A 26,771-nucleotide genomic window follows, 5' to 3' on the forward strand; every position below is an offset into this window, starting at 1 on the left:
CTTCAGATTTCTCGATACAAGAATCAGGACACAAGTCCCAGAGCGCGTTTAACAGGCGCAAAACTGCGTCGGTGGTGCGCCGTCGCGCCATACTGGGCCAACTTTTCCAGATGAAAAGCGGTTGGATAGCCTTTGTGCTGCGCAAAGCCATACTGAGGAAAAACGATATCCAGCGCCGCCATTTCTGCGTCGCGGGTGACTTTCGCCAGAATAGACGCCGCGCTAATCTCCGCCACGCGACTGTCGCCTTTCACCACGGCCATTGACGGCACAGGCAGTTCCGGACAGCGATTGCCGTCGATCAGCACATATTCTGGCGCAATATGCAGACCAGCGACAGCGCGCTGCATGGCGAGCATGGTGGCGTGCAAAATATTCAGCTCATCAATTTCATGCGCTTCCGCGCGTCCCAGACTCCAGCTTAACGCCTTTTCTTTAATCTCGTCATACAATGACAGACGACGCTTTTCAGACAATTTTTTGGAATCATTCAGACCGACGATCGGGCGAGCCGGATCGAGGATCACGGCGGCGGTCACTACGGCGCCCACCAGCGGGCCACGGCCCACTTCATCCACACCCGCCACTAAATGGGTGTGTGGATAAACAAATTCGATCATTGTGCTAACTCCAGGACGGCATCTGCCGCCTGCTCATCGGCATTACAGCGGATCTGCTGATGCAGTTCACGGAAGGTGTCGTGCATCGCATGGCTGGTTTTACCGTTCGCCAGTAGCGGCAACAGCGCTTCGGCGAGTTTTTGCGGTTCGCACTCTTCCTGCAACAGCTCTTTGACTAATTCTCTTCCCGCCAGCAGGTTAGGCAAAGACACATACTCCGTTTTCACCAGACGTTTCGCCAGCCAGAAAGTGAAGGGCTTCATACGATATCCCACTACCATCGGGCATTTTGCCAGCATACACTCCAGCGCCGCCGTACCCGAGGCCAGCAGAGCCGCGTCGCTGGCGATCATCGCCTCGCGCGCCATGCCGTCCAGCAAATGAACGGCGAGATCCGGCGCAACCTCCGCTTTAATTTTTTCAAACTGCTCGCGGCGTTTCGCGTTCACCAGCGGCACTACCACTTCCAGATCGGGATAGCGCTGTCGCAGTAATTGTGCGGTTTTCAGGAAATCGGCGCTGAGCATTTCCACTTCCGCGCCACGGCTGCCAGGCAGTAGCGCCAGACAATGGGCGTCATGCGGGATACCCAGCACATCGCGCGCCGCATTTTTATCCGGGTCCAGCGGCATGGCATCCGCCATGGTGTGACCGATAAAGCGGCACGGGACGTTAAATTTATCGTAAAACGCTTTTTCGAAAGGCAGAAAAGCCAACACCATATGGGTGGATCTGCCTATTTTGAAAACGCGTTTCTGTCGCCAGGCCCAAACGGACGGGCTGACATAATGAATGGTCTTAATCCCTTGTTTTTTCAGATTACCTTCGAGGGTAATATTGAAATCAGGGGCATCAATCCCGACAAAGACATCGGGCTTGAGTTCGGTAAAACGGCGGGTCAGATCGGCGCGGATATGCAACAAACGGCGTAAACGTCCGAGCACTTCAACAATGCCCATGACCGCCAGCTCTTCCATTTCGTACCAGGCTTCACACCCTTCGGCCTGCATACGCGGCCCCGCAACGCCCACAAAGCGGGCGTTGGGTACGCGCGCTTTCAGCGCACGAATTAAGCCTGCGCCAAGAATATCGCCGGACGTTTCACCGGCGACCAGGGCAATCGTTAAAGGACGCTGTGCCGCCATTAACGAATCGGACCACGCGTTGAACGCTCAAAGAACTCGGTAAACGCCTTCACTTCCGGATGCTTTTCAGCAAGTTCAGCGATTTCCAGCTTCGCTTCGTCGAGCGTTTTACCACTGCGGTACAACAGTTTGTAGGCATTACGAATCGCCACCAGCCCTTCACGGCTAAAGCCGCGACGCTTCAGCCCTTCAATATTTACCCCGAACGGCGTCGCATGGTTACCCTGCGCAATCACATACGGTGGGACATCCTGCGCCACGCCGGAGCAGCCGCCGACCATCACATGCGCACCGATAATGCAGAATTGATGAACTGCCGTCATACCGCCGATGATCGCAAAATCATCGACTGATACGTGCCCCGCCAGCGTGGCGTTGTTGGCGAGGATACAGCGATTACCTACCGTACAATCATGTGCGACATGCGCATTGATCATCAGCAGGTTATCGCTACCCACCTTCGTCAACCCACCGCCCTGCACTGTACCACGATGAATGGTGACGCTTTCGCGGATGCGGTTACGATCGCCAATTTCCACACGGGTCGGCTCACCCGCATATTTTAGATCCTGGTTCACTTCACCGATGGAGGCAAACTGATAAATCTCGTTGTCGCGGCCGATTTTGGTTTGACCATTCACGACCACATGAGACTTCAGTACGGTTCCCTCACCAATTTCGACCTGCGGCCCAACAATACAAAAGGGACCAATGTGGGCATTAGCGCCAATTACAGCGCCGTCTTCCACAATGGCGGTAGGATGAATAAAGGCGGATTTATCAATCACGAATCAGGCCTCCCGGCTACGAGCACACATCATGGTTGCTTCGCACACAACTTTACCGTCGACCAGCGCAACCCCTTTAAAGCGGGTCAGGCCACGGCGCGTTTTCTCGAAAGTGACTTCCATGATCATCTGATCGCCTGGCACCACCGGACGCTTAAAGCGCGCTTCATCAATACCCGCGAAATAATACAGTTCGCCAGGTTCCAGTTTCCCAACGCTTTTAAACGCCAGAATACCGGTTGCCTGCGCCATCGCTTCCAGAATCAGCACGCCTGGCAAAATCGGTTTGCCCGGGAAGTGTCCCTGGAAAAACGGCTCGTTGACGGAGACATTTTTCACCGCACGCAGAAAACGACCTTCTTCAAAGTCCAGCACGCGATCGACCAGTAAAAACGGAAAACGGTGCGGCAGAAGCTCTAAAATCTCTTCAATCTGCAGAGTATGAGTGTTAGTAGTCAAAATACTCTTCCTGTCCAAATATACAAAAAGGCAATAATAACACGGCCTGCCGCAATCGTATGAATGTGACAGGCCGGAAAAGAATGGCAACTACAAGGCGGAACGTTAGTCTTGTTGATTAACCTTGCGCTCAATCGCTTTGAGACGCTTGCTCATATCATCAATGTTCATCACCAGTGCAGCAGTTTTACGCCATACTTTGTTGGGTTGCAGCGGAATGCCTGAGGAGTAGACGCCCGGTTCCGTGATGGGACGCATCACCATACCCATGCCAGTTACCGTGACTTTGTCGCATATTTCCATATGCCCATTGATCACGCTGGCGCCGCCAATCATGCAGTAACGGCCAATCTTCAGGCTACCCGCCATAATGACGCCACCGGCAACTGCCGTATTGTCGCCAATCACGACGTTATGTGCAATCTGGCACTGATTATCAATAATCACGCCATTGCCAATAACAGTATCATCCAACGCGCCACGGTCAATGGTGGTACAAGCGCCGATCTCGACACGATCGCCAATAATGACCCGGCCCAGTTGTGGGATCTTCACCCAGTTGCCACGATCGTTAGCGTAGCCAAAACCGTCCGCGCCGATCACCGTACTGGACTGGATCAGGCAATTCTCACCGATCTGAATGTCGTGGTAAATCGTTACGTTCGCCCACAAGCGTGAACCCGCCCCGATTTTGCTATTTTTTCCGACGAAACAGCCTGCGCCGATAACCACGTTATCGCCCAGTTGTACGCCAGATTCAATCACCGCATTCGCGCCGACTGAAACATTGCTACCCAGCGTTGCCGTCGCATCAATCACGGCGCTTGGCGCGATATTCTGCGCGGGCTGCGGCGTAGTATCTAAAATTTGCGCCATGCGCGCGTAGGTCAGGTAGGGATTTTTAACTACCAGCGCCGCGCTCTTGGCAAAAGGAAGATCGTCCTGCGTCATGACAACCGCAGAAGCCTGGCATAAACCTAAGTGTTCACGGTACTTAGGATTTACCATAAACGTAATGTGGCCTGTTGTTGCAGATTGCATGGACGCAACGCCGGTGATGACGATATCGCCATCACCGTGTAATTCTGCATCCAACTGTTCTGCTAAGTCAGCCAGTCGAATTGAAGGCATTACTTATTTAACCTGTTTCAGTACGTCAGCGGTGATGTCTTTCACATCGCTGCTGTTGTAAGCAACGGTGTTTGCGTCTACCACCAGATCGATACTCTGGTCGTTAGCCACTTTTTTCACCGCAGTCTGGATACGAGTCACCAGTTTGTTGCGTTCTTCGTTGGAACGACGAGCGCGATCTTTCTCAAAAGCCTGCGCTTTTTGCGCGAAAGTCTGGCGCTGAGACATCACGTCTTTTTCCAGCTTAGTACGATCGCTACCTGCTTTCATGGATTGCAGACGCTGCATTTTAGATTGCAGATCGGTTTCCATTTTTTGCAGTTCAGCCGCACGGCCTTTAAATTCGTTTTCCAGTGTATTGGATACACCCGTCTTCTGCGCAACCTGTTGGAACAGATTACCCATGTTGACGATTGCAATTTTGTCAGCAGCCTGTGCGGACGTTACCATCGCCAAACCAAGACCTGCAGCTAATAACCACTTTTTCACAATAAACTCCTTACCATCCCATTTGCACCCGAAGGTACAGCTCTTTGCGTGGCCTGGCGATCCCTGGGGGCATCGCCAAAAGTCATCGCTACACTACCAATGCATTCCTTTGCAGTGAACAATTACCAGGTTTTACCAATGTTAAACTGGAACTGCTCGGCTTTGTCTCCATCGTACTTTTTAAACGGCTGGGCGTAGGAGAAGACCAACGGCCCCAATGGGGACATCCATTGTAATGCGATACCCGCGGACATACGGATGTTGCTCGGATCGCTGTAGTCCGGATAACCAGAATACTGGCTGGAATCCCAGTTAGTATCCCAGACGGTCCCCATATCCCAGAAGAAAGAAGTACGGACCGAATTAGCATATTTCTCGCTGATAAACGGCGTCGGCGTGATAAATTCCAGGCTGGCGACCGCCATCGCGTTCCCCCCTACCGCATCATCCGACTTACACATATCTTTTGCGCCGTCCTGCGTCGCGCAATCGTAGTCTTCATCAGCATCGTAATTTTTAGGGTTATAGGGATAATAGACCGCCTTAGGACCAATGGTATTCGACTGGAAACCACGCACGGTACTGGAACCACCGGCATAGAAGTTCTCATAGAATGGCATCTCTTTACCGCCTAAACCATCGCCATAACCAAAGCGGGTACGGCCCAGAATGACCCACTTATGATCGTTATCGATCGGTACATAGGTCGCGGTATCCAACGTCGCTTTATAGTATTCGTTATCCGATCCCGGAATCGTCACCTTACCCGTCAGGTTGATACGCGTACCTTCCGTCGGGAAGTAACCACGGTCTAGTTTGTTGTAGGTCCAGCCGTAGTTAAAGGTGAAGTCATCAGTGCTAAAACTATTATCCTGATCATTAGTACTCGGATACTGGCCCATTGATGCCAGATAACGCCACATTGCAACCTGCGGTTCCATATTGGACAGGGAGTTATGCACATACCCTAAACCAGCACGCAACGTGTTGTACTCGTTGATGGGGAAGCCAAGCGTCACGTCCGTACCGTAACTCTTGTTGGTATAGTCGGACAGGTCTGCATCGTCCGCCTGGAAGTCGTTATAGAAGATACGACCACCGAGGCTCACGCCGTCAACGGTAAAGTATGGGTTAGTAACGGACAGTTCGCTGTAGGTCTGGTAGTCGTTTTTGGTACCGTTAATCCCCACGGAATAACCGGTACCTAACCAGTTGTCCTGCTGAACGCCGGCCTGGAAGCTAACGCCGCTTTCTGTACCGTAACCGATACCGAAGTTAAAGCTACCGGTGTTGCGCTCTTTCACCTTGTACACCACATCAACCTGATCCGGGCTACCCGGAACGCGCTGCGTGTCGGTGTCGACGGTTTCAAAGAAGCCGAGACGGTTCAGACGCTCTTTCCCCTGGTCAACCAGGTCGCTGCCCAGCCACGCCCCTTCCATCTGGCGCATTTCACGGCGCAGAACGGAATCTTTTGAGGTATCGTTGCCTTCAAAGCGGATCTTACGCACGTAGAAACGGTTGCCCGCATCGACGTTTACGCGCAGTTTTACGGTTTTGTCAGCATCGTTAATTTCAGGCTGTGACTGCACGCGCGGATAGGCGTAACCATAGCGACCCAGAAGCTTTTTGATGTCATCTTCCATTTTGGTCACTTTGGTGCCGTTATAGAGCTCGCCCGGTTCAATTTTCGTCAGTTTCTCAATTTCAGCGGAATGTCCGGCCAGGTTACCGCTCACCTGAACCCCGGAAAGCTTGTACTGATCGCCTTCGGTGATATTGACGGTGATGTAGATCCCTTTCTTATCCGGCGTCAGACTCACTTGCGTGGAGTCAATATTGAAACGCGCGTAGCCGCGATCCAGATAGTAGCTGCGCAAGGTTTCAAGGTCGCCCGCCAGCTTCTGTTTCTGGTATTTACGATCGCCGACGACGTTCCACCACGGCACTTCGTCACGCAACTGGAAATGAGAAATGAGTTCTTCGGTGCTAAAGGCATGGTTACCGACGATGTTGATCTGTTGGATCTTCGCCGATACGCCCTCCTGGAACACCAGTTTAAGATCAACACGGTTGCGCGGCAGCGGCGTGACGACCGCCTTAACGCTGGCGCTGTATTTACCTACGCTATAGTAAAAGTCTTCCAGACCTTTTTCGATATCAGACAACGTGGTGCGATCCAGAGACTCGCCAACACGTACGCCAGACGCTTCGAGGTTTTGCTTGAGCATGTCATCTTTCACCGACTTGTTCCCGGAGAAAGTGATGCTGGCAATGGTCGGACGTTCTTTTACCTGAACCAGAAGGGTATTACCATCGCGCAGGACGCGGACGTCCTCAAAGTTGCCGGTGGCGAACAGAGCGCGAATGGTGTTACTGATATCTTCATCATTAACCGTGTCGCCTGTGCGCACCGGCATACTGAGGAGAGCCGCACCAACGGCGACTCGCTGCAGGCCTTCGAAATGAATGTCCTTCACTACGAACCCTTCAGCACCGTATACGGTGGCGCTGCTGAACAGCAGCGACGCTATGAGCAACTTTTTCATCGCCATCGTTATTATGCGTTCTTCCTAACTAACTCTCTTACAACCGAGAGAAATCATTGAAAAGTGCAAGCCCCATTAACAACACCAGCAAAATCGAGCCAATGCGATAACTAAAGTCTTGAACCCGCTCGGATACCGGCCCGCCCTTAAGCTTTTCAATCGCCAGGAACAGCAGATGACCCCCGTCAAGAACGGGCAGCGGAAACAGGTTGATTATCCCTAAGTTCACGCTGATTAGCGCAAGGAACATCAGGTAATAAATCACCCCGAACTCCGCTGACATCCCAGCCCCCTGAGCGATAGAAATCGGCCCACTGAGGTTGTTCAGTTTCACATCACCGGTTATCAATTTACCCAGCATACTGACCGTCAGCTTCATCAACTGCCACGTCTTATCCGTGGCTTCGAGGATGGCGCTAAAAGGCCCATACTGGCGTATAGTCTTGTACTCTTCCGGCAGAGGAATAATTTTAGGCACCACGCCTGCAAACCCTTCCGCCTTTCCGTTAACCGATTTCGTATCCGGCGTTAACGTCAACGACAAGGCGCTCCCCTGCCTTTCAATCTCTAACGCTAACGGCTTACCGGGATTATCGCGTACAAACGTCACGAATTTCATCCACTGCGTTAACGGCTGACCATCGACTTTAACGATCCTGTCGCCCGCTTGCAAACCCGCTTTACTGGCTGCGGAATTCGCCTGCACTTCTGACAGTACCGGTTCAATCTGTGGCCCGCGGGGCCGAATCCCTAAAGAAGATACAGGATCTTGCTTATCAGGCTCAAATGCCCAGTGACGTAAATCAAGCGTTTTGTCCTGCCGCTGGTCGCTACCAAACGGCGCGACGCTCACCGTCGTCTGCTGATCGCCAATTTTGGACACCAGTTGTAAACGCACGGCATCCCAATCAGGGGTTTCGATACCATCAACGGCTTTAAGTTCCGTACCAGGCGCAATTTGCGCCTGCGCAGCAATCGAGTTGGGCGTTATTTCGCCAATGACCGGACGAACGCCAGGGACGCCGATGATAAAGACCAGCCAGTAAGCAAAGATAGCAAAAATGAAGTTCGCAACCGGACCTGCGGCAATAATTGCGGCGCGCTGGCCCACCGTTTTGTTATTGAAGGCGTGACGACGCAATTCCGGCGCTACCGGTTCGGCGCGTTCATCCAGCATTTTGACGTAGCCGCCCAGCGGGATCAGGGCGATGACATACTCGGTGCCGTACCGATCGGTACGACGCCAGAGCGCTTTGCCAAAACCGATGGAAAAGCGCTCAACTCGCACACCGCAGCGCCGGGCAACCCAGAAATGACCAAATTCATGCACAGTGATCAGCACGCCCAGTGCGATGATGAATGCAGCCAGATTCCAGAGAATACTCAGCATAAAACCTTCCGTTAGAGCGTCCTGAACACCAGTAACAACAGGCAAGCAAAGACCGGTACGGCAGCCGTCAGGCTGTCAATTCGGTCCAGAATGCCGCCATGGCCTGGAATCAAGTGGCCGCTATCCTTAATTCCTGCTTCGCGCTTAAACATACTCTCGGTGAGGTCGCCCAGTACAGAAGCCAGAGCCGCCACCACAGAGCAAATCAGCAAGATAACAGGCGCAACATTCAGATTCGCCCACATACCGTAACCCCATGAGATCACGGCAGCCGTAGCAAGCCCGCCGATAAACCCTTGCCAGGTTTTACCCGGGGAAACCTTCGGCGCCAGCTTATGTTTGCCAAATAATTTACCAAACATGTACGCGCCAGAGTCCGCTCCCCAGACCAGGATCATGACATAGAGTAGCCATATTGCGCCACTGTAATGATTCTCGTCATAGTGCCAGGCACGCAGCGCCAGCATGCCCCAGAAAAATGGCACAATAGTTAACAAACCGAAAATGAGACGCAATGTTTTTGAGTTGCGCCAGATTGCCGCCGAACCGGGATAAAATAGCACCAGCAGTAGCGCGACAACCCACCATCCTAACGATGCCCAAAGCGACATCTCAACCAGCGGTTGACGAATGTTGTGATGATACTCAGGCAACAAAAATAGCATCAGCGCCAATAACAGACCACACAGCACCGCCAGCCAAACCCGCTGTGAACGCGCGGCGAAACCGCTTAACTGTCCCCATTCCCACGCGGCCAGCATACAGACAACCAGCGTAATAATAGCGAACCCCACCGGCGGCAATAAAAAAAGCGCAGCGATGACCGCGGGTATTAACACAAAAGCAGAAATCAGGCGATACTTCAGCAAAAGCAACCCCCATCAGGCTTTGTCATCACCAGGCTCGGTACCGCCGAAACGACGCTCTCGATTAGCAAAGGCATGCAGCGCACCTTCAAAGTCTTGTTCATCGAAATCGGGCCAAAGAACATCCGTAAAGTAAAGTTCGGCATAGGCAATTTGCCAAAGCAAAAAGTTACTAATGCGATGCTCTCCCCCAGTCCTAATTACTAAATCCACAGGCGCCAGCTCATGCATACAGATTTGCTGGCCTAGTCTCTCTTCATCAATCTGATCGGGGCGCAGCACTCCAGCCTGCACCTGTTCCGCCAGTTGTCGGACTCCCTGGACAATATCCCAACGTCCGCCGTAATTCGCAGCAATATTCAGCGTTAGACCCGTATTATGGGCGGTAAGCGCTTCTGATTTGCGAATACGTTCTTGTAAACGTGAGTTGAATCGACTGATATCGCCGATAATACGCAGGCGAACGTTATGGCGGTGCAGGCTTTTGACTTCGCTATCCAGCGCCCACACAAACAGCTCCATTAACGCGCTCACTTCCTGCGCCGGTCGGTTCCAGTTTTCACTACTAAAGGCATACAGCGTTAACGCATCAATACCGTTATTGGCAGCAAAAGAGACCGCTCGCCGGACGGACTTCGCTCCGGCTTTATGCCCAAAGGCCCGGATCTTCCCTTGCTTTTTCGCCCAGCGACCATTGCCATCCATAATTATTGCAACATGACGGCAGCCATGCGCTGGCAAATTTTCGCTTACTGGTTGAGTTGCAGACAACATAACGCGTTTTTTGTCCCTGAAAGGATTTAGCGGTACTCAGGAATACTGAAGCCTTTATACACATTCTCTTCGGTTCGCTTCGCGGATGACTGCGCGTCATCGCCCCTGTCGTGCGCTGTCTGCGCACGCCGGGAACGTATTCGCCTGCCGTCCCGATGCGTCCTGAATGATTTTGTGTATCCACAAAAAAGCCGTGTAAAACCACGGCTAACCTGACCGAAAAAAGCCAAAAACCTGCGATCAGGTGGCGCAGACTATATCACCGAAGCCCAACGCTAACAAATAGCACGATCTTCTGTCGCGGGATAATCGTCAGCGTGAGAGCCGTATCACTTGTTTTCTGGCTACTTCACGCGCGATGGCGTCAACCTGCAATACGTCCTCAACGCTTGCCGGTTCCTGTAAATCCATCCTCTCCAGCACCGCTAAATTGAGCCCGGCGATATCGGTAAAACGAATCTGTTGCGCCAGAAACGCGGCAACGGTGATTTCGTTTGCCGCATTGAGCGCCGTCGTTGCCGCCTGACCTTGCTCAAACGCCTCCATCGCCAGCTTCAGGCACGGATAACGCTGATAATCTGGCGCGCTAAACGTCAGCGCGCTGAGTTTGCAAAAATCAAGCGGCTGCGCGCCGGACGTGACGCGATTCGGCCATGCCATCGTATGCGCAATAGGCGTACGCATGTCAGGTTCTCCAAGCTGCGCCAGGACGCTGCCGTCCTGATAACGCACCATCGAATGAATGACCGATTGCGGATGGATCAACACTTCCATCTGACGTGCGCTGGCATTAAATAACCAACGCGCTTCAATGTATTCCAGACCTTTATTCATCATGGTGGCGGAGTCGACGGAGATTTTTCGCCCCATCGACCAGTTCGGATGACGACATGCCTGATCCGGCGTCATCGCTGCCAGATCGCACATTGGCGTTTCACGAAACGGGCCACCAGACCCGGTAAGCAAAATCGACGTTACGCCATTTTGCTCAAGGTCAGCGTATCCCAGATTATGCTGAATAGATTGCGGCAAACTCTGAAAAATCGCGTTATGTTCGCTATCGACGGGTAAAAGCCGGGCGTTGCTGCGTTTTACTTCGTCCATAAACAGCCGCCCGCAGGTCACCAGCGATTCTTTATTCGCCAGCAGAATCGTCTTCCCTGCGCGAATCGCCGCCAGGGTCGGCAGTAAACCAGCCGCGCCCACAATGGCCGCCATCACATGCCCGACCTCATCAAGCGCCGCCATCTCACAGGCAGCCTGCTGACCGCTCAGAACCTCGGTGCGGCTGCCATGCTGCTGAAGCATTATTTTGAGCTGTTCTGCGCTCGACGTATCGTCCATCACGGCATAACGCGGCGAGAACTCCAGGCACTGCTCCGCCATGCGGGCGACATTTTTACCCGCCACCAGCGCGATAACGCGGAAGCTATCAGGATTATGGCGCACCACGTCCAGTGTGCTGCAACCAATAGAGCCGGTCGAGCCCAGAATGGTTAATTGCTTCATGAAACGTCCAGAAGTGTTGAAACGGAATAAAAAGCAAAACGCCGCACAGGAGACCTGATAATGTCTTCTGCGCGGCGCTTTGTACACCACTCATCCGCCAGGTTTAGCCGTGGAATGAGTTTATATCTGCGTACAGATCAATCAGAACTGCATCAGTTCTGCTTCTTTATCTGCCAACGCCGCATCAACTTTCTTAATTGCCGCGTCGGTCATTTTCTGTACTTCTTCCTGAGAGCGACGATCGTCATCTTCACTGATCGCTTTATCTTTCAGCAGAGCTTTTACTTTATCGTTCGCATCACGGCGGACGTTACGAACGGCGACACGCGCCTGCTCCGCTTCGCCACGGACAATTTTCGTCAGATCTTTACGACGTTCTTCGGTCAGCGGCGGCAGCGGAACGCGAATGTCGGTGCCCGCAGAGCTTGGATTCAAACCGAGGTCTGACGCCATGATCGCTTTTTCAACGGCTGGCCCCATAGAACGGTCAAACACGTTAATTTTTAAGGTACGGGAGTCTTCTACCGTTACGCTTGCCAACTGACGCAGCGGGGTCGGAGTGCCATAGTATTCTACGACAATACCATCCAGCAGGCTGGGAGAAGCACGACCCGTGCGCACTTTGCTGATTTGGGTTTTGAACGCTTCAACGCATTTTTCCATGCGTACTTCAGCATCTTTTCTGATATCGCTAATCACGTTACGAATCCTTGAAAACTAGTCTCAGTCAGACCAGACGGTCACACAATACAAAGATGTGCTAAGTATAGTCTCGTTTAATTTCTGCCAGGTAATAAGACCCGTCAATAGAACAGAATCTTACCCGTATTTGGCGCTCACGGGAATTATTCCGTGATTAACGTCCCTTCTTTTTCGCCCATCACCACACGACGCAGCGCGCCTGGTTTGTTCATGTTGAAAACACGAATCGGCAGTTTGTGGTCACGAGCCAGCGTGAACGCCGCCAGATCCATCACTTTCAGCTCTTTATCCAGCACTTCGCTGTAGGTCAGCTGATCGTACATGGTCGCGGAAGGATCTTTTGCCGGATCGGCAGTGAATACGCCATCCACTTTGGTCGCTTTCAGTACGACATCCGCTTCAATTTCGATCCCGCGCAGACAGGCCGCAGAGTCGGTAGTGAAGAACGGGTTACCCGTACCTGCAGACAGAATCACAACACGGTTATTACGCAGCAGGCTAATCGCCTCGGCCCAACTGTAGTTGTCGCACACGCCGTTTAAAGGAATTGCCGACATCAGGCGGGCGTTCACATAGGCGCGGTGAAGCGCATCACGCATTGCCAGGCCGTTCATGACGGTGGCCAACATGCCCATGTGGTCGCCCACAACGCGGTTCATCCCCGCTTTTGCCAGACCCGCGCCACGGAACAGGTTACCACCGCCAATCACCACACCAACCTGAATACCCAGTTCAACCAGTTCTTTGATCTCCTGAGCCATACGATCCAGTATGCTTGCATCAATACCGAAGCCTTCCGTACCCTGCAGAGCTTCGCCGCTTAATTTAAGCAGAATGCGTTTATAGACGGGTTTTGCATTGGTAGCCATGTTTCTTTCCTGAGACTGTCAACGATTGATATGAGTTAATTCCGGCGACATTGTACGTCGCATTTCAGCGCAGACGCCAGGCGTCGGCTGATTTTACAAGAGAGGCGCAAAAAGAAGCCGCCCTCAGGCGGCTCCTCAGGAAAATCAGGACTGCTTAGACATCGCAGCAACTTCTGCTGCAAAGTCAGTCTCGACTTTCTCAATGCCTTCGCCCACTTCAAAGCGGATGAAGCCAGTCACGTCAGCGTTGTGCTCTTTCAGCAGTTGGCCAACAGATTTGCTCGGTTCCATGACGAAAGGCTGACCAGTCAGAGAAACTTCGCCGGTGAATTTCTTCATGCGGCCTTCAACCATTTTCTCTGCGATTTCTTTCGGCTTACCGGATTGCATCGCGATGTCCAGCTGTACCTGGTACTCTTTCTCTACCACGTCAGCAGACACGTCTTCCGGCTTAACGAATTCCGGCTTGCTTGCCGCAACGTGCATCGCCAGCTGTTTAACCAGCTCTTCGTCAGCGCCTTTAGCGGCAACCAGAACGCCGATGCGCGCACCGTGCTGGTAAGAACCCAGAACGTCGCCTTCCAGGGAAGCGACGCGACGAATGTTGATGTTCTCGCCAATTTTCGCTACCAGAGCAACGCGCTCTTCTTCGAACTGTGCTTTCAGAACTTCTACGTCAGTGATTTTGCCAGCAACAGCGGCGTCCAGCACTTTGTCAGCAAATGCCTGGAAGCCAGCATCTTTAGCCACGAAGTCAGTCTGGCAGTTAACTTCCAGAATGAAAGCGACGTTGCCGTCGATTTTGGTTTTGATTACGCCGTCAGCAGCCACGTTGCCTGCTTTTTTCGCCGCTTTGATAGCGCCGGACTTACGCATGTTTTCGATTGCCAGCTCAATGTCGCCATTCGCTTCAGTCAGCGCTTTTTTGCAATCCATCATGCCTGCGCCGGTACGCTCACGCAGCTCTTTTACCAGGGATGCGGTAATTTCAGCCATTCTAAAATCCTCGAAAGATTTGATCTGCCCGGCATCAAACCGCACAGATATAAAAGTGAAAAAGGGGGCCATATACAGGCCCCCTAACCAAACGTGATACTACCTGGTCTATAAGGGCTCTCCCCTTCATATTTCGAGCCGCAGGCGCGTTGCCTTCACTCGCTCATCCCGGTCACTTACTGATGTAAGCTCCCGGGAATTCTCGAGCTTGCCGCCTTCCTGCAACTCGAACTATTTTAGGGAGTTATCAAGCCTTATTACTCGGCTTCTACGAAGCTTTCTTCCGCCTGGGAAGCCAGATCCTGAGAACGGCCTTCACGAACGGTTGCAGCGACAGCGCCCAGGTACAGGCTAACAGCACGGATTGCGTCATCGTTACCCGGGATAACGAAGTCAACGCCGTCCGGATCAGAGTTGGTATCAACGATAGCAAATACCGGGATACCCAGGTTGTTCGCTTCTTTGATAGCAATGTGCTCGTGGTCAGCATCGATAACGAACAGAGCGTCCGGCAGACCGCCCATGTCTTTGATACCGCCCAGGCTGTTTTCCAGTTTCTCAAGCTCACGAGTACGCATCAGCGCTTCTTTCTTGGTCAGCTTTTCGAAAGTACCGTCCTGAGACTGAGTTTCCAGGTCTTTCAGACGTTTGATGGACTGACGAACTGTTTTCCAGTTAGTCAGCATACCGCCCAGCCAGCGATGGTTCACGAAGAACTGGTCGCAGCTGTTAGCAGCTTCTTTCACCGCTTCGCTTGCAGCGCGTTTAGTACCAACGAAAAGGATTTTACCTTTACGAGCAGAGATCTTGTTCAGTTCAGCCAGAGCTTCGTTGAACATCGGTACAGTTTTCTCAAGGTTGATGATGTGAACTTTGTTACGCGCGCCGAAGATGAAAGGCTTCATTTTCGGGTTCCAGTAACGGGTCTGGTGACCAAAGTGAACACCAGCCTTGAGCATGTCGCGCATGGAAACAGTTGCCATGATTTAAAACCTCTATAGATTAAGTTGGGGTTATGCCTCCACGTATCCCATATTACCGACCCCAAAGGGCACCCCGGAATATGTGCCGATACGTGTGTGTTGTTACACAAAGTGAGATTTGTCGCTCCCGTCCATCGTGTGTAGTCTTCGAATGGATCGGAAGTCCGGCGCGCTTTATACCACAAATACGCCACCGACACCAATAATTGTTGGCACTCAGTGCTGAATTGAACGATGAATTTCGTGTTACAGGCAGGCGGCAAATTTTTGCATCCCCGGGAGCTTACGGCCAATAAGTGACTGGGGTGAAAAAATGTCCCCAACGCACCTGTGGCACGAAAGGCGAAGTTCAGAATGATTCTCAATTTGGCAGGGTACACCCCTGACTGATACCATTGTCAGCACTTACACAATTATTGCCGAAATCATCGGCACTGATGGACAGAATTCATGGCTATCTCTATCAAGACATCTGAAGACATCGAAAAAATGCGCGTCGCGGGCCGTCTGGCAGCCGAAGTGCTGGAAATGATCGAACCGTATATCAAACCGGGCGTCACCACCGGCGAACTGGACCGTATCTGTAACGATTACATCGTTAACGAACAACACGCGATCTCCGCCTGCCTCGGCTACCACGGCTATCCGAAATCCGTCTGTATCTCTATTAATGAAGTGGTGTGCCACGGCATTCCGGATGACGCTAAACATCTGAAAGATGGTGATATCGTCAACATCGACGTGACCGTGATTAAAGATGAATTCCACGGCGATACCTCGAAGATGTTTATCGTCGGCAAACCGACCATTCTGGGCGAGCGTCTGTGCCGCGTCACGCAAGAGAGCCTGTATCTGGGCATCAAAATGGTGAAACCGGGCATCCGCCTGCGCACCATTGGCGCCGCCATCCAGAAATATGCCGAAGGCGAAGGTTTCTCCGTGGTACGTGAATACTGCGGACACGGTATTGGTCGTGGCTTCCATGAAGAACCGCAGGTGCTGCATTATGATGCAGACGATGGCGGCGTCGTGTTGCAGCCTGGCATGACCTTTACCATTGAACCGATGCTGAACGCCGGGGATTACCGTATCCGCACCATGAAAGACGGCTGGACGGTAAAAACCAAAGACCGCAGCTTGTCTGCTCAGTACGAGCATACTATTGTGGTAACGGAAAACGGCTGTGAAATTCTGACGCTGCGTAAAGATGACACCATCCCGGCGATCATCACACACGACGAATAATGTTTTGCCTGATGGCGATGCCTTCGCATCTTATCAGACCTACAAATTACACCTTTACTCAAAATCATTCGAGTTGCCTCAAGGCGGCAAGAGAGTGAATCTTCAGGAGCGTACATAAGTACGTGACTGGAGTGAACGAGCGCAGCCAACGTAGAAGCAACTTGAAGGATGAAGAGTAAATACGTAGGCCGGATAAGGCGTTCACGCCACCATCCGGCTTTTTAATGGGTGGCGCATATGAATACTCTTCCTGAACAGCACGCGAATACCGCACTCCCCACCCTCCCTGACCAGCCGCAAAACCCTGGCGTCTGGCCGCGCGCTGAACTGACCGTCGCCGGTATCAAAGCCCGCATCGACATCTTTCAACACTGGCTGGGAGAGGCATTTGACAGCGGCATTTGTGCTGAACAGCTTATTGAAGCCCGAACCGAATTTATCGACCAGTTATTGCAACGCCTGTGGATTGAGGCCGGTTTCGGTCAGATTGCCGATCTGGCGCTGGTCGCCGTCGGCGGCTATGGACGCGGCGAACTGCATCCGCTTTCCGATATTGATCTGCTCATTTTAAGCCGCAAAAAGCTGCCCGATGAACAGGCGAAAAAGGTCGGCGAGCTGCTGACTTTACTTTGGGACGTCAAGCTGGATGTCGGGCATAGCGTACGTACGCTGGAAGAGTGTCTGCTGGAAGGTCTGTCTGATTTAACCGTTGCAACAAACCTCATCGAAACGCGCCTGCTGATCGGTGATGTCGCTCTGTTTCTGGCACTACAAAAACATATTTTCAGCGAAGGTTTTTGGCCGTCCGACAAATTTTACGCCGCCAAAGTAGAAGAGCAGAACCAGCGCCACCAGCGCTATCACGGTACCAGCTATAATCTGGAGCCGGATATTAAAAGCAGCCCCGGCGGCCTGCGCGATATCCATACATTGCAGTGGGTCGCCCGACGTCACTTCGGCGCTACCTCGCTCGATGAGATGGTGGGATTCGGCTTTTTAACCCCCGCTGAGCGCGCGGAGCTCAACGAGTGCCTGCATATCCTGTGGCGCATTCGCTTTGCGCTACATCTGGTGGTCAGCCGCTACGATAACCGCCTGCTGTTCGACCGCCAGTTAAGCGTCGCTCAACGCCTTAACTACAGCGGCGAGGGCAATGATCCGGTTGAGCGGATGATGAAAGACTACTTCCGGGTTACGCGTCGGGTGAGCGAACTTAATCAGATGCTGCTTCAGCTATTTGACGAGGCGATTCTGGCGCTGCCTGCGGATGAAAAACCGCGTCCTGTTGACGATGAGTTTCAACTGCGCGGCACGCTCATTGATCTGCGTGACGACACGCTGTTTATCCGCGAACCGCAAGCGATCCTGCGGATGTTTTATATGATGGTGCGCAATAGCGCGATCACCGGCATTTACTCTACGACATTACGCCATTTGCGCCACGCCCGCCGCCACCTGAGCCAACCGCTGTGTTACATCCCGGAGGCGCGCACTCTGTTTCTGAGTATGCTGCGCCATCCCGGCGCGGTCAGCCGCGGCCTGCTGCCGATGCATCGCCACAGCGTACTGTGGGCTTATATGCCGCAGTGGTCGCACATCGTCGGACAAATGCAGTTTGACCTGTTCCACGCATACACGGTGGATGAACACACCATCCGCGTAATGCTCAAACTGGAGAGCTTTGCGAAAGAAGAGACGCGCCAGCGCCATCCGCTATGCGTCGATCTCTGGCCGCGGCTTCCCCATCCGGAACTGATCCTGATCGCCGCGCTGTTCCACGATATTGCGAAAGGACGCGGCGGCGACCATTCCGTACTGGGCGCGCAGGATGTACTCACCTTCGCCGAACTGCACGGTTTGAACTCACGCGAAACGCAACTGGTCGCGTGGCTGGTGCGCCAACACCTGCTAATGTCAGTCACCGCCCAGCGCCGCGACATCCAGGATCCGGAAGTCATCAAGCAGTTTGCCGAAGAGGTGCAAACCGAAACACGGCTGCGTTTTCTGGTCTGCCTGACCGTCGCGGACATCTGCGCGACCAACGAAACCTTGTGGAATAGCTGGAAACAGAGCCTGCTACGCGAGCTGTACTTCGCCACTGAAAAACAGCTCAGACGTGGAATGCAAAATACGCCGGATATGCGTGAGCGCGTGCGTCACCATCAGCTTCAGGCGCTGGCGCTGCTGCGAATGGACAATATTGATGAAGCCGCGCTGCATAAAATCTGGACTCGCTGTCGCGCTAACTATTTTGTTCGTCATAGTCCAAATCAGCTCGCCTGGCACGCACGCCATTTATTGCAGCACGATCTGCGCCAACCGTTAGTGTTGCTCAGTCCGCAGGCCACGCGCGGCGGAACCGAAATTTTTATCTGGAGTCCGGACAGACCCTATCTGTTTGCCGCCGTCTGCGCCGAGCTGGACAGGCGTAATTTAAGCGTCCATGACGCGCAGATCTTTACCACTCGCGACGGCATGGCAATGGATACGTTTATCGTTCTGGAACCAGACGGCAGCCCGCTGGCGGCGGATCGCCATGACGTTATTCGCACCGGTCTTGAACAAACCATTACGCAGCGTAGCTGGCAGCCGCCGCAGCCGCGTCGGCAACCGGCAAAGTTACGGCACTTTACGGTCGAAACGGAAGTCAATTTTCTGCCCACCCATACCGACAGAAAATCATTCATGGAATTGATCGCGCTCGATCAACCAGGTCTGCTGGCCAGGGTCGGACAAATTTTTGCCGATCTGGGAATTTCGCTTCATGGCGCCCGAATTACAACCATTGGTGAACGAGTAGAAGATTTATTCATAATCGCCACAGCGGATCGGCGCGCACTTAATAATGTGCTGCAACTTGAGGTGCAACAACGGTTGACAGCGGCCCTCAATCCAAACGATAAAGGGTAGTGTGTTTATTTATATGAAAGAGTTTAACAATGCAGCAGTTACAGAACGTTATTGAGACCGCTTTTGAGCGCCGCGCCGATATTACGCCGGCTAATGTAGATACCGTGACCCGAGAGGCAGTAAACCAGGTCATTTCTCTACTTGATTCCGGCGCGCTGCGTGTCGCAGAAAAAATCGACGGTCAGTGGGTCACTCACCAGTGGTTGAAGAAAGCGGTTCTGCTCTCTTTCCGTATTAACGATAACCAGGTTATCGACGGTGCGGAAAGCCGCTACTTCGATAAAGTCCCGATGAAATTCGCTGATTACGACGAAGCGCGTTTTCAGAAAGAAGGCTTCCGCGTCGTTCCGCCTGCGGCCGTTCGTCAGGGCGCATTTATCGCCCGCAACACCGTGCTGATGCCGTCTTACGTTAACATCGGCGCCTACGTTGACGAAGGCACCATGGTTGACACCTGGGCGACGGTGGGTTCCTGCGCGCAGATTGGTAAAAATGTTCACCTTTCCGGCGGCGTGGGTATCGGCGGCGTACTGGAGCCACTGCAGGCTAACCCGACCATCATTGAAGACAACTGCTTTATTGGCGCGCGTTCTGAAGTCGTGGAAGGCGTCATTGTCGAAGAAGGTTCCGTCATTTCCATGGGCGTATACCTCGGCCAGAGCACCAAAATCTACGATCGCGAAACCGGTGAAGTTCACTATGGCCGCGTACCGGCGGGCTCCGTGGTCGTTTCCGGCAACCTGCCGTCAAAAGACGGCAAGTACAGTCTGTACTGCGCGGTGATCGTGAAAAAAGTCGACGCCAAAACGCGTGGTAAAGTGGGCATTAACGAATTATTGCGCACTATTGATTAAGCGAGTGAAAAGCGGGGGCGACAGCCCCCCTTTGCATTACGGCGAATGCGGTAACACGGTTTCCGGCGCAATCTTTGCCGCAAACGCCGAAGCCAGCGCAGTTAAAACGACATAACCGGCAACCAAAGTCCAACTGTTATCATAGACTGCGCTTAACGCTTTAGCGATAAACGGCGTGAATCCCCCTGCCACAACCGCCCCCAACTGAGCGCCAATTGATGAACCGCTGTAGCGTACAGGCGGATGAAACAGTCCGGCGAAAAAAGAAGGTTGCACGGCATTCAGTGAATTATGACCAATGTTAATAAGCAGAACGTAGCCCATTGTCATCAGTATGAGCGAACGGCTTTCCAGCAGCCAGAAAAAGGGAAAAGCCATTGCCGCGACAAAAAGCGCGCCGAAAATATACACCTGACGGCAGCCACGCCGATCCGACATGATGCCAAATAGCACGTGCATGGGATACGCCAGCAGACAGGTGAACATTACAATGTACAGAATAGTCAGGCTGGCAATCCCAAGCTGCGTCGTCGCCCAGGAAACCGCGAAGACGGTAGCAAGAAAAAAGGGAACGCTTTCCGCAAAACGCAGAATTATAATCAGCAAAATGCTGCGCCATTGTTCTCGTACTACTTTGACCACCGGCCTTTCTTCTCTTTGCTGCCTATGATTAATGGCCTGCTGCTTTTTAAACGCACGGAAGACAGGCGTCTCATCCAGACGATGACGCATATATAATCCAGGCAACACCAAAAGCGCACTGAGCAGAAAAGGAATACGCCATCCCCACGATAACAACGCCTCCTGCGGTAATTGGGTCACGACTATAAATACGCCTGTCGCCAATAATTGTCCCGTGAGTCCTCCTGTTTGCGATAGCGCGCTTAACCGCCCCCGGTGCTTTCCAGCAGCATATTCCACGACCATCAACATGGCGCCTCCCCATTCGCCTCCAACCATAAATCCCTGTAGAAAACGCAGAATAACCAGTAAAGCAGGCGCCAGCGCGCCAATACTGGCGTAAGAAGGCAGGCAACCGATGAGAAACGTGACCGCGCCCATCCCCCCTAACGTGATTAATAACGTGTTTTTACGCCCAAGCGTATCTCCCCTGTTGCCAAAAAATAGCGCGCCCAGCGGTCGGGAGATAAATCCCACGCCGAAACTGGCAAAAGAAGATAACGTTGCAGTCAATGGGCTGGCGCCAGGGAAAAAAAGCGGGCCAAATACCAGCGCGCTTGCCAGGCCGTATAATAGAAAATCATAATATTCAATGGAGTTTCCTATCCAGGCGGAAACCACCACCCGGCGAATAGTAGCATTATACGTTCCGGACATAGACTCCGCCTCTCAAGGTTATCGACCACTGCCTCCGGTCAATTTCCCACACTGACTTCAAACGCTTTCTCTATAAACGGAATATCACGTTGAATTACTTAAGCTATCAATAACCGCCGCCCTTTTGCTCATTACGTTGCCGAGACGTCTTCTGCGATCAACCGCGCTTTTTTTGTATACACTGGTGGCGAAAAACCAATTTTTCGTTAATTATTCAAAAGTTATAGTGTGATGAAGGATACCGCTATGTATGACAATCTAAAAAGTCTGGGCATTACCAATCCTGAGGAAATCGATCGTTACAGCCTGCGGCAAGAAGCCAATAACGATATCCTGAAAATCTATTTTCAAAAGGATAGAGGTGAATTCTTTGCTAAAAGCGTGAAGTTTAAGTATCCACGCCAGCGTAAAACGGTGGTGGCCGATGGCATCGGTCAGGGTTATAAAGAAGTACAGGAGATTAGCCCTAACCTACGCTATGTGATTGACGAGCTGGACCAAATCTGCCAGCGCGACCGCTCAGAACTCGATCTCAAACGTAAGATCCTCGACGACTTGCGCCATCTGGAAAGCGTCGTCGCGAATAAGATCAGTGAAATCGAAGCCGATCTGGACAAGCTTACCCGTAAGTAAGCTGTGTGTTGCCGGATGGCGACGTGTTACGCCTTATCCGGCCTACAGATATATCCCCGTAGGCCTGATAAGCGTAGCGCCGCCGGGCTTAACGCTGTTCATCCAATTGTAGCGCCACATACAGCAACAGCCGATCGTCAAAATTTCCCAAATCCAGCCCGGTCAGTTCCGAAATACGATTTAGCCGATATTCCAGCGTGTTACGATGAATAAACAGCGCCTTAGAGGTCGCCAGCGGCTGGACATTATGGCGAAACCACGCCGTCAGCGTCCGACGTAATAACCCGTTGTTATCCATCGCTTTGAGTTTTACCAGCGGGCGCGCCAGCTCATTGGCCTGCCAGCCGCCACGCAGGCTATCTAACAGAACCGGCAGCATCAAATCCTGATAAAAATAGCTGCGGCTTTCTGGCATCCGCTGTTTGCCGACCATCATCGTGGTGCGCGCCGTGCGGTATGAGCGTGCAATACTGCCCGGCCCGGTAAAGTAATTGCCCAGCGCTACGCGAAAACGTAGCTGACCATTCTCTTTCATTCGCGAGATAAGCTGCTCTACGCGCTTACGATGATCTTCAGCATCCCAACGACCAAACGAGTTTAAGGCGGGTTTGAGCACCACCATCTCGGTGAGAGAAACAATGGCTATCAGGTTGTTACGCTCCGGCGTGGTAAGCGCATTCTGCAACTGCTGAAGTTCCGCCATTGCGCTATCGACGCCAAGCTGGCCGCTGTCGACTTCCACCACCGCCGCCACACGCGGCTGGTTCAAATCGATCCCCAAACGTTGCGCCCATTCCACCAGCGCCGGCGTATTTTCTTCGGCCTGAATCAGGTTCATTACCAGCTCTTCACGCAAACGGCTATCCTGCGCCAAAAGGTGCATTAACCGCGACTGCTCCAGCATCATTTCGGCAGTCATACACACCAGTTCACCATATTTACGCAGGTGCTCTGGTTCGCCGGTGAGACCAATCACGCCGACAATTTCGCCCTCAAGGCGTAAGGGAAGATTAATCCCCTGACGCACCCCGTGCAGGTGTCGCGCCACGGCGTCGTCGATATCCACAACCCGGCCCTGCGACAGCACTAACAGCGCGCCTTCGTGCAATTCACCAATACGTTCCCGATCGCCGCTGCCGATAATACGCCCGCGGGCATCCATTACGTTGATATTGGTATCGATGATGCGCATAGTGCGCGCCACGATATCCTGCGCCATTTTGGTATCAAGATGCCAGCCAGCCATAAATCCCTCCTGTGAGCAGAGCACAAGCATAAGGAAGATGACAGGTCTCGACATTGTGCAAATGCACAAAACGGTGCAAATAAGTATGGAGTTGTGGGGGGTTTCACAGAAAAGTGTTGCCCCCTTCCATGGCGGAAGGGGGGCAAAGGTGATTACTGCATCAGCAAATAAATAGAACTATCACCACGCTGAATATTCAGCGCCAGCACCGACGGCTTGCTGTCGAGAATCTTACGCAGCTCGGCGATATTTTTCACCGGCTGCTGGTTAGCGCCGATAATGACATCGCCTTTTTTGAGGCCAATTTGCGCGGCGGGTGAGTTCGCTTTCACGCTGCTCACCACAACGCCTTTATCCTGGCCTTTATTGCTCATTTCAGCGCCTTCAATCCCGCTGAAGATGGTGCTGGAATCAACCTGACTCTGGCTGCTCTGCTGCAGTTCCAGATTAACCGTAATCGCTTTACCTTCACGCAGCAGACCGAGGCTGATTTTGCTGCCGACCGGCATAGTGCCGACCTGAGCGCGCAGCGCCGCAAAGCTGCTGATCGGTTTACCGTTCAGCGAGGTAATGACATCCCCGGCTTTGATACCCGCTTTCGCCGCGGACGAATTCGGCATCACCTGGCTGACGAACGCGCCACGCTGGGCGTCGACTTTCATCGCTTTCGCCAATTCGGAATTCAGCTCAGTCCCCATGATCCCCAGTTCGCCGCGTTTCACCTGGCCGTATTCCACCATCTGCGACGTCAGGTTTTTCACCATGTTACTGGGGATAGCGAAGCCGATACCGATGTTACCGCCGTCCGGCGCCAGAATCGCGGTGTTAATACCGATCAGCTCACCGTTCAGGTTCACCAGCGCGCCGCCGGAGTTACCACGGTTAATCGCGGCGTCGGTCTGAATAAAGTTCTCGTAATTTTCTACGTTCAGGCCGCTACGCCCCAGCGCCGAAACGATACCTGACGTCACCGTTTCGCCCAGACCAAACGGGTTACCAATAGCGACGGTATAATCCCCCACGCGCAGCGCGTCGGAGTCCGCCAGCTTAATCGCCGTCAGGTTCTTCGGATTCTGAATTTGAATCAGCGCGATATCAGAACGCGGATCTTTGCCTACCACTTTAGCATCGAATTTACGCCCATCGCTAAGCTGTACTTTAATCACGCTGGCGTTATCAACCACGTGGTTGTTGGTGACGACGTAGCCCTTCGCGGCGTCAATAATTACGCCGGAACCCAGCGCCATGAATTTCTGTTGTTGACCGCCGTTGCCGCCGTTACCGCCGCCCTGGCAGAAGGGAGAATTCTGGAACGGAGAACCGTCCTGGCAGAACGGGGAGTCATCGCCAAAGAACTGCTGGAAATTACGCGGCATACGCGGCGTATTCACCGTGGTGCTACCTTCTACATTAATACTGACCACCGATGGCATCACTTTTTCGAGCATCGGTGCCAGGCTTGGCATCTGCTGGGCAGTCATTGCTGAAGAGGACGTTTCAGCCGCCGTGGCAGACAGAGGCGACAATGCCAAACCTAAACTCAGAGCCAGTGCACTCATTGCTAATGTGGTTTTTTTCATGTGTTTCAATCTCGATTAACAGGTAACGCAAAATTGCTGTGTACGTCAGATTCATTTTATAACGCGAAGTTCCGGAACAAAGTTTCTGGAAAAAGTAAAAATTTATTGTCCATCTTTACAAAAGTCCATTTACTGTTCGACCGCCATCAAACGCCGATATTCATCCCATGCGTAAAGGTCAGTCATCCCGCTGATATAATCCTGAATCAACCGACAGCGATAATAATATTCCAGTACCGGGTACTCCGCCGAATCCGTAGGTAATTTACTGACGACTTCCACGTAGGCCAAACGATGGCGCGTAGAAAGTTTCTGAAATAAGCGCGATTCTATGGGGAAGCGTTTCAACCGTTCTTTTTCCACCAGCTCGCGAAAGTCGTTAAGCGACAAACTTAATAGCGGCTGATAGATATCTAATAATCCGCGGATCACCCGGTATCCCTGTAGTTCAAGCTGTTCTACATCCGGATGGCTAAACACATGTTCAACCGCCACATTCTTATAGAGTTCAAGCAGGCGGCTAAAACCGCTGGCATCTTCCAGTAACGCCTGATTGAAGGTACCGGCAAAAATCTGCGGCAAATTATCAATAAAACGCTGAGCGGCATAGGGCACCAGTTTATTTAATGTATTTACCCGTAAATACATAAAAAACTGATCTTCGGTACTGCGGCTTAATGTATTGGCGCGTGATTTTTCCCACGCATTTCCTACCACCAGCTCAAACAGCGAATCCTTCTCATGGTGGCCCCACGCGTGATATAAATGGTGATAAAGCTGCTCAACGCTAAAGATTCTTTTCTCTACCGCGTCTTCAAGATCGGCGACACAATAAGAAATATCATCTGCGGCTTCCATAATCCACGTTAATGGAAAGCGACTGTAAGGCGCTAACTGAAGTTCTTTACGTAACCTCGCAATATACTTCTCTTCAGAAAGATAATAGCCCGGTTTCTTCATTAAATAGCGATGGGAATCCGGCACCGGCCCTCGCCACCATGCCGGACGGGTATATTTTAAAATTCCGCCAACCTGCGCCCAGGTAAGATTCATCCGCATGAGCGTATGCACCAGACGAATTCCCTGTGCATTGCCTTCAAAATGGCAGATATCCTGACGTACCTTGCGGCGAATATCGTTCAGATTTTCTTCGCCTTCCTGTAACCGTAGCGAGGAAACCACACAACGATCATGCGTGAGCGGCTGACTTTCCGCATCTTCCGGATGCAGCCGCTGACGAAACCAGTCATTGATCGCCGCCTCGCCAAAATGACCGAACGGCGGATTACCGATGTCGTGCATCAGGCAGGCCATTTCCACAATACTTTCAAAGGGACCGGTCAGCGCATCCAGACCGTACTCCTCCAGCCGGTTTTGCTCTTTCAGGCGGCTTAAAATCTCTTTCGCGATATAACGCCCTACCTGCTGCACCTCCATCGAATGCGTCAGGCGAGTACGCACCGCGGCATTGCGCTCCAGCGGGAAAACCTGCGTTTTTTGCTGCAAACGGCGTATAGCCGGAGAGTTGATAATCCGCCCGCGATCGCTTTCAAAAATCCGCAGGATCTCATGTTCCGTCTTTACGCCCTGCGGTGAACGATAACGACGATGCCAGTTAATTTTATTTCGGAAATCGATCGATGCCATATCCTCTCCCCGCCTGAGAAATGCGCTTCCCCATAAGCGCATGATAAA

23 protein-coding genes are annotated in these 26,771 nt (G+C 52.4%); 4 read left to right on the plus strand and 19 right to left on the minus strand.

Annotated elements, in window-relative coordinates; genetic code table 11:
- Nucleotides 1–23 precede the first annotated feature (23 nt).
- The 15 genes from rnhB to rpsB all read right to left on the minus strand — a co-directional run bounded on the left by rnhB (nt 24) and on the right by rpsB (nt 15,270).
- Nucleotides 24–620, minus strand: coding sequence for a ribonuclease HII (gene rnhB / locus NA330_RS07870; protein ID WP_000569412.1), 597 nt, complete (start codon nt 618–620; stop codon nt 24–26).
- Nucleotides 617–1,765: a lipid-A-disaccharide synthase gene (gene lpxB, locus NA330_RS07875; RefSeq protein WP_000741216.1), complete on the minus strand. Its 1,149-nt coding sequence runs from the start codon at nt 1,763–1,765 to the stop codon at nt 617–619. Before lpxB ends, rnhB begins: the two co-directional genes overlap by 4 nt.
- Entirely contained in the window at nt 1,765–2,553 is a 789-nt protein-coding gene (gene lpxA, locus NA330_RS07880; protein WP_000565950.1) for an acyl-ACP--UDP-N-acetylglucosamine O-acyltransferase, read from the minus strand. The genes lpxB and lpxA overlap by 1 nt, the downstream gene beginning before the upstream one ends.
- Before the next feature lie 3 nt (nt 2,554–2,556).
- Nucleotides 2,557–3,012: a 3-hydroxyacyl-ACP dehydratase FabZ gene (gene fabZ, locus NA330_RS07885; protein WP_000210741.1), complete on the minus strand. Its 456-nt coding sequence runs from the start codon at nt 3,010–3,012 to the stop codon at nt 2,557–2,559.
- A gap of 105 nt (nt 3,013–3,117) precedes the next feature.
- A complete protein-coding gene (gene lpxD / locus NA330_RS07890) occupies nt 3,118–4,143 on the minus strand; it encodes a UDP-3-O-(3-hydroxymyristoyl)glucosamine N-acyltransferase (RefSeq protein WP_001139265.1) in 1,026 nt (341 codons plus the stop codon).
- Nucleotides 4,144–4,146: 3 nt separating this feature from the next.
- The gene (gene skp / locus NA330_RS07895; RefSeq protein WP_000758966.1) at nt 4,147–4,632 is read right to left on the minus strand and encodes a molecular chaperone Skp; all 486 of its coding nucleotides are present in this window, start codon (nt 4,630–4,632) and stop codon (nt 4,147–4,149) included.
- A gap of 122 nt (nt 4,633–4,754) precedes the next feature.
- Entirely contained in the window at nt 4,755–7,187 is a 2,433-nt protein-coding gene (gene bamA / locus NA330_RS07900) for an outer membrane protein assembly factor BamA (RefSeq protein ID WP_001240931.1), read from the minus strand.
- Nucleotides 7,188–7,218: 31 nt separating this feature from the next.
- Nucleotides 7,219–8,571, minus strand: coding sequence for a sigma E protease regulator RseP (rseP, locus tag NA330_RS07905; protein ID WP_000949017.1), 1,353 nt, complete (start codon nt 8,569–8,571; stop codon nt 7,219–7,221).
- 11 nt (nt 8,572–8,582) lie between these two features.
- Nucleotides 8,583–9,440 carry a phosphatidate cytidylyltransferase gene (cdsA, locus tag NA330_RS07910; protein WP_000922422.1) on the minus strand — a complete coding sequence of 286 codons (858 nt, stop codon included), beginning with the start codon at nt 9,438–9,440 and terminating at the stop codon, nt 8,583–8,585.
- Between the two features lie 12 nt (nt 9,441–9,452).
- On the minus strand, nt 9,453–10,211 hold the full coding sequence (gene ispU, locus NA330_RS07915) for a (2E,6E)-farnesyl-diphosphate-specific ditrans,polycis-undecaprenyl-diphosphate synthase (protein ID WP_000947413.1): 759 nt from the start codon (nt 10,209–10,211) through the stop codon (nt 9,453–9,455).
- Nucleotides 10,212–10,523: 312 nt separating this feature from the next.
- On the minus strand, nt 10,524–11,720 hold the full coding sequence (gene ispC / locus NA330_RS07920) for a 1-deoxy-D-xylulose-5-phosphate reductoisomerase (protein ID WP_000811905.1): 1,197 nt from the start codon (nt 11,718–11,720) through the stop codon (nt 10,524–10,526).
- Between the two features lie 141 nt (nt 11,721–11,861).
- A complete protein-coding gene (gene frr, locus NA330_RS07925; protein ID WP_000622423.1) occupies nt 11,862–12,419 on the minus strand; it encodes a ribosome recycling factor in 558 nt (185 codons plus the stop codon).
- Between the two features lie 146 nt (nt 12,420–12,565).
- A complete protein-coding gene (gene pyrH / locus NA330_RS07930; protein ID WP_000224567.1) occupies nt 12,566–13,291 on the minus strand; it encodes a UMP kinase in 726 nt (241 codons plus the stop codon).
- Between the two features lie 144 nt (nt 13,292–13,435).
- Nucleotides 13,436–14,287, minus strand: a complete 852-nt coding sequence (gene tsf / locus NA330_RS07935; protein WP_000808106.1) for a translation elongation factor Ts — start codon at nt 14,285–14,287, stop codon at nt 13,436–13,438.
- Nucleotides 14,288–14,544: 257 nt separating this feature from the next.
- On the minus strand, nt 14,545–15,270 hold the full coding sequence (rpsB, locus tag NA330_RS07940) for a 30S ribosomal protein S2 (protein ID WP_000246886.1): 726 nt from the start codon (nt 15,268–15,270) through the stop codon (nt 14,545–14,547).
- A 450-nt stretch (nt 15,271–15,720) separates the two neighbouring features.
- Here rpsB and map point away from each other — a divergent pair, with 450 nt between their 5' ends.
- The 3 genes from map (at nt 15,721) to dapD (ending at nt 20,279) form a co-directional block, all read left to right on the plus strand.
- Nucleotides 15,721–16,515: a type I methionyl aminopeptidase gene (map, locus tag NA330_RS07945; RefSeq protein ID WP_001018214.1), complete on the plus strand. Its 795-nt coding sequence runs from the start codon at nt 15,721–15,723 to the stop codon at nt 16,513–16,515.
- A 237-nt stretch (nt 16,516–16,752) separates the two neighbouring features.
- Nucleotides 16,753–19,425 carry a bifunctional uridylyltransferase/uridylyl-removing protein GlnD gene (gene glnD, locus NA330_RS07950; protein WP_023241710.1) on the plus strand — a complete coding sequence of 891 codons (2,673 nt, stop codon included), beginning with the start codon at nt 16,753–16,755 and terminating at the stop codon, nt 19,423–19,425.
- A gap of 29 nt (nt 19,426–19,454) precedes the next feature.
- Nucleotides 19,455–20,279 carry a 2,3,4,5-tetrahydropyridine-2,6-dicarboxylate N-succinyltransferase gene (gene dapD, locus NA330_RS07955; RefSeq protein ID WP_001186673.1) on the plus strand — a complete coding sequence of 275 codons (825 nt, stop codon included), beginning with the start codon at nt 19,455–19,457 and terminating at the stop codon, nt 20,277–20,279.
- Nucleotides 20,280–20,315: 36 nt separating this feature from the next.
- Here the strand turns inward: dapD and NA330_RS07960 are convergent, their stop codons facing one another.
- Nucleotides 20,316–21,617: an MFS transporter gene (locus NA330_RS07960; RefSeq protein ID WP_000017195.1), complete on the minus strand. Its 1,302-nt coding sequence runs from the start codon at nt 21,615–21,617 to the stop codon at nt 20,316–20,318.
- A gap of 246 nt (nt 21,618–21,863) precedes the next feature.
- Here NA330_RS07960 and NA330_RS07965 point away from each other — a divergent pair, with 246 nt between their 5' ends.
- Complete coding sequence (locus NA330_RS07965; protein ID WP_000272193.1) at nt 21,864–22,250, plus strand: DUF3461 family protein; 387 nt, start codon at nt 21,864–21,866, stop codon at nt 22,248–22,250.
- An 88-nt stretch (nt 22,251–22,338) separates the two neighbouring features.
- On the opposite strand, the gene cdaR is transcribed toward NA330_RS07965, so the two are convergent.
- From cdaR to dgt, 3 genes are all read right to left on the minus strand, one after another.
- Nucleotides 22,339–23,496 carry a DNA-binding transcriptional regulator CdaR gene (gene cdaR, locus NA330_RS07970; protein WP_000929420.1) on the minus strand — a complete coding sequence of 386 codons (1,158 nt, stop codon included), beginning with the start codon at nt 23,494–23,496 and terminating at the stop codon, nt 22,339–22,341.
- Nucleotides 23,497–23,648: 152 nt separating this feature from the next.
- Nucleotides 23,649–25,076: a serine endoprotease DegP gene (gene degP, locus NA330_RS07975; RefSeq protein WP_000753958.1), complete on the minus strand. Its 1,428-nt coding sequence runs from the start codon at nt 25,074–25,076 to the stop codon at nt 23,649–23,651.
- A gap of 129 nt (nt 25,077–25,205) precedes the next feature.
- Nucleotides 25,206–26,723, minus strand: a complete 1,518-nt coding sequence (gene dgt, locus NA330_RS07980) for a dGTPase (RefSeq protein WP_023241709.1) — start codon at nt 26,721–26,723, stop codon at nt 25,206–25,208.
- Nucleotides 26,724–26,771: the final 48 nt, after the last annotated feature.

Source organism: Salmonella sp. NW722, from assembly GCF_051702785.1.
GTDB lineage: Bacteria > Pseudomonadota > Gammaproteobacteria > Enterobacterales > Enterobacteriaceae > Salmonella > Salmonella enterica.

Coding starts and splice junctions, on each gene's coding strand:
- rnhB (WP_000569412.1), bottom strand. CDS start 620: ATGATCGAATTTGTTTATCCACACACCCATTTAGTGGCGGGTGTGGAT.
- lpxB (WP_000741216.1), bottom strand. CDS start 1,765: ATGGCGGCACAGCGTCCTTTAACGATTGCCCTGGTCGCCGGTGAAACG.
- lpxD (WP_001139265.1), bottom strand. CDS start 4,143: ATGCCTTCAATTCGACTGGCTGACTTAGCAGAACAGTTGGATGCAGAA.
- bamA (WP_001240931.1), bottom strand. CDS start 7,187: ATGGCGATGAAAAAGTTGCTCATAGCGTCGCTGCTGTTCAGCAGCGCC.
- rseP (WP_000949017.1), bottom strand. CDS start 8,571: ATGCTGAGTATTCTCTGGAATCTGGCTGCATTCATCATCGCACTGGGC.
- ispU (WP_000947413.1), bottom strand. CDS start 10,211: ATGTTGTCTGCAACTCAACCAGTAAGCGAAAATTTGCCAGCGCATGGC.
- ispC (WP_000811905.1), bottom strand. CDS start 11,720: ATGAAGCAATTAACCATTCTGGGCTCGACCGGCTCTATTGGTTGCAGC.
- pyrH (WP_000224567.1), bottom strand. CDS start 13,291: ATGGCTACCAATGCAAAACCCGTCTATAAACGCATTCTGCTTAAATTA.
- tsf (WP_000808106.1), bottom strand. CDS start 14,287: ATGGCTGAAATTACCGCATCCCTGGTAAAAGAGCTGCGTGAGCGTACC.
- rpsB (WP_000246886.1), bottom strand. CDS start 15,270: ATGGCAACTGTTTCCATGCGCGACATGCTCAAGGCTGGTGTTCACTTT.
- map (WP_001018214.1), top strand. CDS start 15,721: ATGGCTATCTCTATCAAGACATCTGAAGACATCGAAAAAATGCGCGTC.
- glnD (WP_023241710.1), top strand. CDS start 16,753: ATGAATACTCTTCCTGAACAGCACGCGAATACCGCACTCCCCACCCTC.
- dapD (WP_001186673.1), top strand. CDS start 19,455: ATGCAGCAGTTACAGAACGTTATTGAGACCGCTTTTGAGCGCCGCGCC.
- NA330_RS07960 (WP_000017195.1), bottom strand. CDS start 21,617: ATGTCCGGAACGTATAATGCTACTATTCGCCGGGTGGTGGTTTCCGCC.
- NA330_RS07965 (WP_000272193.1), top strand. CDS start 21,864: ATGTATGACAATCTAAAAAGTCTGGGCATTACCAATCCTGAGGAAATC.
- cdaR (WP_000929420.1), bottom strand. CDS start 23,496: ATGGCTGGCTGGCATCTTGATACCAAAATGGCGCAGGATATCGTGGCG.
- degP (WP_000753958.1), bottom strand. CDS start 25,076: ATGAAAAAAACCACATTAGCAATGAGTGCACTGGCTCTGAGTTTAGGT.
- dgt (WP_023241709.1), bottom strand. CDS start 26,723: ATGGCATCGATCGATTTCCGAAATAAAATTAACTGGCATCGTCGTTAT.